Origin of the sequence: Ornithinimicrobium sp. (assembly GCF_051004135.1) — a bacterium.
Taxonomy (GTDB): Bacteria; Actinomycetota; Actinomycetes; order Actinomycetales; family Dermatophilaceae; genus Ornithinicoccus.
In genome coordinates this window covers 1-5,469 of sequence record NZ_JBPCKQ010000232.1, presented here as the reverse complement: position 1 = coordinate 5,469, position 5,469 = coordinate 1, and the positions used below count along the sequence as shown (strand labels likewise).

7 protein-coding genes and 1 pseudogene are annotated in these 5,469 nt (G+C 69.9%); 2 read left to right on the top strand and 6 right to left on the bottom strand.

The features are described from left to right. Nucleotides 1-455 (top strand): SDR family NAD(P)-dependent oxidoreductase (locus ACR2FV_RS16800; RefSeq protein ID WP_434016849.1); only part of this gene is annotated, 455 nt, incomplete at its 5' end. Between the two features lie 25 nt (nt 456-480). Here ACR2FV_RS16800 and ACR2FV_RS16795 read toward each other — a convergent pair. The 5 genes from ACR2FV_RS16795 to ACR2FV_RS16775 all read right to left on the bottom strand — a co-directional run bounded on the left by ACR2FV_RS16795 (nt 481) and on the right by ACR2FV_RS16775 (nt 4,370). After that, on the bottom strand, nt 481-999 hold the full coding sequence (locus ACR2FV_RS16795) for an AEC family transporter (RefSeq protein WP_434016848.1): 519 nt from the start codon (nt 997-999) through the stop codon (nt 481-483). Between the two features lie 156 nt (nt 1,000-1,155). Next, complete coding sequence (locus ACR2FV_RS16790; RefSeq protein ID WP_434016847.1) at nt 1,156-1,392, bottom strand: hypothetical protein; 237 nt, start codon at nt 1,390-1,392, stop codon at nt 1,156-1,158. 3 nt (nt 1,393-1,395) lie between these two features. Then, nucleotides 1,396-2,136 (bottom strand): triose-phosphate isomerase, encoded by a 741-nt coding sequence (locus ACR2FV_RS16785; RefSeq protein WP_434016851.1) that lies wholly within the window; start codon nt 2,134-2,136, stop codon nt 1,396-1,398. Next, nucleotides 2,133-2,600, bottom strand: coding sequence for a ribose-5-phosphate isomerase (locus tag ACR2FV_RS16780; protein ID WP_434016846.1), 468 nt, complete (start codon nt 2,598-2,600; stop codon nt 2,133-2,135). The genes ACR2FV_RS16785 and ACR2FV_RS16780 overlap by 4 nt, the downstream gene beginning before the upstream one ends. A gap of 48 nt (nt 2,601-2,648) precedes the next feature. Next, on the bottom strand, nt 2,649-4,370 hold the full coding sequence (locus tag ACR2FV_RS16775) for a dihydroxyacetone kinase family protein (protein WP_434016850.1): 1,722 nt from the start codon (nt 4,368-4,370) through the stop codon (nt 2,649-2,651). A 183-nt stretch (nt 4,371-4,553) separates the two neighbouring features. Between ACR2FV_RS16775 and ACR2FV_RS16770 the strand changes: the two genes are divergently transcribed. Next, complete coding sequence (locus ACR2FV_RS16770; protein ID WP_434016845.1) at nt 4,554-5,105, top strand: vanadium-dependent haloperoxidase; 552 nt, start codon at nt 4,554-4,556, stop codon at nt 5,103-5,105. Nucleotides 5,106-5,182: 77 nt separating this feature from the next. Here ACR2FV_RS16770 and ACR2FV_RS16765 read toward each other — a convergent pair. After that, a pseudogene (locus ACR2FV_RS16765) lies at nt 5,183-5,469 on the bottom strand (alanine--glyoxylate aminotransferase family protein); the annotation flags it as partial.

Below are 5,469 nucleotides of genomic sequence, written 5' to 3'. Positions count from 1 at the left end.
AGGAGACGCGGCAGGCGTGGGACAAGGTCTTCGCGGTCAACATGACCGGGACGTTCATGATCACCCAACGGGTGCTGCAGGGCATGATCGAGCGGCAGCTGGGCCGGATCGTCAGCGTGTCCTCGATCTCGGCGCAGCGCGGTGGCGGCACCTATTCCAAGGTCGCCTACAGCGCCTCCAAGGCCGGGATCATCGGCTTCACCCGGGCTCTGGCCAGGGAGATGGGCGAGCACAACATCACCGTCAACGCCGTGTCACCGGGCCCGGTGGACACCGACATTATGGGCGGCAAGTTGGATGAGGAGCGCAAGGCCGCCATGGCCAAGGACGTGCTGATGGGACGGGTCGGGACGGTGCACGACATCGCGGCGCTGATCACGTTCTTGCTGGGGGAGGACGCCGGCTACATCACCGCTGCGACGTATGACATCAACGGCGGGCTGCAGATCTCCTGAGCGCCCGTCGGGTAGCGTGCTTCGCCTACGTCAGCACCGCTGAGATGACCAGGATCACCGGTGCCGAAGCCACCGTCGTCACTGTGATGGCATCTCGAGCCAGCACGGTGGCCCGGTCGTACCGCGAGGCGATCACGAAGATGTTCTGCGCTGTGGGCAGGGCCGCGATGACCGTGACGGCAAACAGCGCGTCGTCGTCGATCCCTAGCACGAACCGGGCGATGAGGAAGGCGACCGCGGGTTGCAGTACCAGCTTCAGACCGGCCACGAGGCACAGCTCCCCGCGGGGTGTGCGCTCGCTGCTCTGGGGGTGTCGGCGCAACGAGGTGCCGAAGGCCAGCAGCATGGCGGGCACCGCCATGCCGGCGATCAGCTCGACCGGTTCGGCGACCATCCGTGGGAGGTCGACCTCGAAGAGCGCCAGCAGCAGCCCCAGCAGCGCACCTAGCGTGAGGGGGTTGCGCCAGGCCATCAGGCCCCCGCCTGCCACCGAGGGGCTGTCCCGGTCGAGCAGCGCGAGGGCCAGGGGCTGCAGCACCAGCATCTGGGTCAGCAGGATCGGCGCGATGAGCGCGGCATCACCCAGGACGTAGGCAGCGATCGGTATGCCGAGGTTGGCGGCGTTGACGTGCGCCGCGCACAGCGCCCCGATCGCGGTCTGCGCGCCCGACCTGCCGAGGACGACGCGGGCGATCAGCGCCTAGACACTCCCGGACACCAGCAGCGCACCCACCAGCGCGACCAGCTTCGTCGAGAGCACCGTCCCGAGCTCGGTGCCGGACAGCACCGTGATCATCAGCGCAGGGCTGGCCACGAAGAACGCCAGCCTCGTCAGCATCGTCTGGGCCGCTGCGTCCACCACTTCCAGGCGGGCCAGCAACCAGCCCACGGCGATGACGACCCCGAGTGTCGAGAAGCCTTCGATGACTCCCAGCATCCATCAGCGATTCGCCGCGACGGCCTCGATGATGGCCACGAAGTCACCCACATCCCACGCCGCTCGCCCGATGAACAGCCCGTCGACGCCGTCGACGCAGATCAGGTCGGCCGCGTTCTCGAGACCGACCGACCCGCCGTAGAGCACGTCGGCGCCGCTCAGCTCGTCGCTCAGCGCACGACATACCGGGGCGACGTCCTCCGGTCGAGCTGCCTGCGCCCCGTCCCCGATCGCCCAGACCGGCTCGTAGGCCAGCAGGACCTCGGCATCGGCACCGATCCCTTCCAGGGCGGCGCGTGCTTGCCGGCAGACGTAGTCGACGGACCCCTGGACGCCCTTGGCCGACGCCGGCTCCCCGACGCACACCAGGGGGCGTATGCCGTGTCGCAGCGCGGCGTGCACCTTGAGGTTGACGGTGTGGTCGGTCTCACCGAAGTGGGCGCGGCGCTCGGCGTGGCCGATCTCGACCATGCTGGCCCCGGCATCGGCGACCTGGGGCACCGAGACCTCACCGGTCCATGGTCCTTCGTCGCACCAGTGTGCGTTCTGTGCCCCGACCATGACGGGGGAGGAAGGGCCCAGCGCCTCGACGACCGTGTGCAGTGCCGTCGCCGGTGGCAGGACGAAGACCTGCACCGCATCCCACTGCTGGTGGTCGATCTCGGCCAGCTGCACGGCATACGTGCGCGCCTGCGCGAGCGTCTTGTGCATCTTCCAGCTGGTGCCGACCCAGGTGTCCCTCAGGCGGATGGCGAGGACCCGTCGTAGGCGTTGATGGCGGCCACCTTCTCTGCCGAGCCGGAGGCGGGGTCGAACTCGTGGGACAGCCACTCGGCGGTCAGCTTGCGGGCGAGCTCCAGCCCCACCACGCGCTGTCCGAAGGTGAGCACCTGTGCGTCGTTGGACAGGATGGCCCGCTCCACGGAGTAGGAGTCGTGCGCGGTGACGGCCCGGATGCCCGGCACCTTGTTGGCCGCGATGGCCACCCCGAGGCCGGTGCCGCAGACGAGCAGTGCCCGGTCGGCTTCGTTGGCCGCGATCTTGCGTCCGGCCGTGACCGCGATGTGCGGATAGTCGGTCTCACCGCCGGCGTCCACGCCGACGTCGATGACGTCGCTGACGCGATCGTCGGCCAACAGGTCCGCCTTGATGGCTTCCTTGTAGTCATAGCCGGCGCTGTCCGAGCCGACGACGATGCGGTAGGTCATGGTGTGCTCCCGTTCTGTTGGTGACACCCGGTGGGGGTGGCGGGCGGGTCAGGACTGCTCGGTGAGGACGGCGGCGATCTCGGTCACGACCATGGCCAGGGAGATGGCACCGGGGTCGGGCGTGCCGACGCTCTTGTCGCCGTGCGTCCGGGCGCGGCCCAGCGTCGCCTTGAGCTCGGCGGTCTGGTCGGCGGCCTCGTGCGCTGCGTCGGCGGCCTGTTGCCAGGCCTGGGCCAGCGAGCCACCGTCGGCCTGCTCGCGCAGGGTCCGGGCAAAGGGGGCCAAAGCGTCGACCAGGGTCTTGTCGCCCTCCTTGGCCCCGCCCAGTCGCAGGATGGTCTGCTCCGCACGGTCGACGGCCTCGACCGCGTGCTGCGGGGTGGCCCCCTCGTCATCGCTCAGCACCCCGCCGACAGCGGTCAGGGCGGCGCCCCACAGGGCGCCGGACGTGCCCCCTGCACCTTCGGACCAGGCGTCACCCGCCCGGATGAACAAGGTGCGAGCGCCGACGCCTTGGTCGCAAGCGCTCTCCGCTGACTTCAGCGCCGCACTGCTGCCCAGGACCATGCCCTGACCGTGGTCACCGTCGCCAGCGACGGAGTCCAACCGACCGAGATGGTCCTCCTGCTCCGCCAGCACGGAGGCCACACGGCGCAGCGCGTCGGTCGCAGCCGTGGCCAGCTCCTGGGATGCCGGCGCCCCCTCGTCGATGGTCTCGCTCTCGGACCGCTCCTCCAGGACCTTGGCTGGCGCGTCGTCATCGACGACGCCCCTTCGGTATGCCGGGCTGGCGGCCGGCGCGGTCCACAGTCGGGCGAGGTCGTCGTCCAGATAGGTGAGCGTCAAGGACAGGCCTGCCATGTCGAGACTGGTGACGTGCTCACCCACCTCGGGTTGAACGATGTCCAACCCGTGCTCCGCCAGACGTTCGGCCACCCGGGCGTAGACGACGAAGAGCTCCTCATACTTGGTGGCGCCCAGACCGTTGAGCAGCACGGCGACCTGCCCGTCGTAGCCGTCCTGGCCGCGGTCCGGCTCCTCGGCCAACACCCCGTCCAGCAGCAGGTCGGCCACCTCGGATGCCGATCCCAGCGACTTCTCGTCGATCCCGGGTTCGCCGTGCACACCGAGCCCGATGGCCATGGCACCCTCAGGCACGGTGAACAGCGGTTGATCCGCGCCGGGTGCGGTGCATCCGGCGAAGGCGACACCCAACGTGCGGGTCCGGGCGTTGGCCCGCCGACCCAGCTGCTCGACGGTGTCGAGGTCACACCCCTCGGCGGCAGCGGCGGACAAGACCTTGCACACCACGAGATCGCCGGCGATCCCGCGGCGCTCCTCATGCTTGTCTGCACTGTTGGAGGCGATGTCGTCGGTCACGGTCACGATGCGGACGTCGACCCCTTCGGCCCGCAGGCGTTCGGCGGCCAAGCCGAAGTGCAGCACGTCACCGGCGTAGTTGCCGAAGTTGAGCACCACGCCGGCGCCGTTGTGCGCCGCGCGCGCAACGGAGTAGACCTGGCTCGCCGACGGTGAGGAGAAGATGTTGCCGCAGGCGGCGCCATGGGCGAGTCCCGGACCTACCCACCCGGCAAAGGCGGGGTAGTGCCCCGATCCGCCGCCGACGACGACAGCGACCTCATCCTGCGGTGACTCGGTCGCGCGCACGACACCACCGTGCACAGATTGCAGGTAGTCACTGTTGGCCTGGACCAGACCGTGCAGCGCCTCCTGCGGGAAGTGGAGGGGGTCGTTGCTCAAGGGGGCCATCGTCATGCTCCCAACTTGACGCAGAGGAATGTGCGGACGTGGTCGAGGTCCGCTGTGCTGACGCTCAACTCATCCACCACCGTAGTGCTCCAGGCGGATTGGTCCACCGAACCCGGCATCCAGGGCCGCGCCGATCACTCCTCGGGCAGGCGGCATGGCTAGTGGAACCGGATCGCCCGGTCGGTGGCGGTGGAGCGTGAGCTCGACCCGTGGGAGTCGGCGCGTCTGTTCGCGCTGCTCAACACGGCACTGGCCGACGGCTACATCGCGTCCTGGGCCGTGAAGTACGACGACTTGTTCTGGAGGCCGGTCACCGCGATCCCGGAGGCGGCGACGGACGGCAATCGGGCCACCACCCCGGATCCGACGTGGACGCCGCTGGACACGACCCCACCGATCCCCGACCACGACTCGGCGCACGCCGTGCAGGGGGCGGCGGCAGCCACCGTCATGGCCAAGTTCTTCGGCACGGACCGGGTGGCCTTCAGCACCTGCAGTCTCACCCTCCCCGAGGGTCAGCAGTGTGACGACCCGGCTCCGACCCAGCGTGACTACACGCGGTTCTCGCAGGCCGCGCAGGAGAACGCGGACTCCCGGGTGTGGGTGGGTTACCACTTCCGGCACGCCTCGGAGGTCGGGCTCCGACACGGTCGGCAGGTCGCAAAGCTCGTCATGAGCGGACTGCTGAAGAAGGCGCCGGGGGGCTTGCACCGGGACTGCCGGGAGGACGACTGACCGGAGCGAGCGCCGCGTCCCCGGCCGGGTCCCACACCTGGCCGGGGACTCCCGTGCGCCAGCGGCGGGGGCCGGGGCTACAGCGACAGGGCGCGGTCGAGGCCGTCGGCCAGCCGGGCCACGGTGCCGTCAACGTCGGCCAGCTTGTCCAGCCCGAAGAGGCCCAGCCGGAAGGTGGACCAGTCCTGCGGCTCGCCGCACATCAACGGGACGCCGCCGGCCACCTGCAACCCGGCCCGGGCGAGCGTCTCCCCGGACTTCAGGCCCGGGTCGTCGGTGTGCACCACGACCACGCTGGAGGCCGCATACTCCGGCGCCGCCACCGAGACGAACCCGCGCTGCTCCAGCAGCGCTCGCACCGCAG

Coding starts and splice junctions, on each gene's coding strand:
- ACR2FV_RS16795 (WP_434016848.1), bottom strand. CDS start 999: ATGCTGGTGCTGCAGCCCCTGGCCCTCGCGCTGCTCGACCGGGACAGC.
- ACR2FV_RS16790 (WP_434016847.1), bottom strand. CDS start 1,392: ATGCTGGGAGTCATCGAAGGCTTCTCGACACTCGGGGTCGTCATCGCC.
- ACR2FV_RS16780 (WP_434016846.1), bottom strand. CDS start 2,600: ATGACCTACCGCATCGTCGTCGGCTCGGACAGCGCCGGCTATGACTAC.
- ACR2FV_RS16775 (WP_434016850.1), bottom strand. CDS start 4,370: ATGGCCCCCTTGAGCAACGACCCCCTCCACTTCCCGCAGGAGGCGCTG.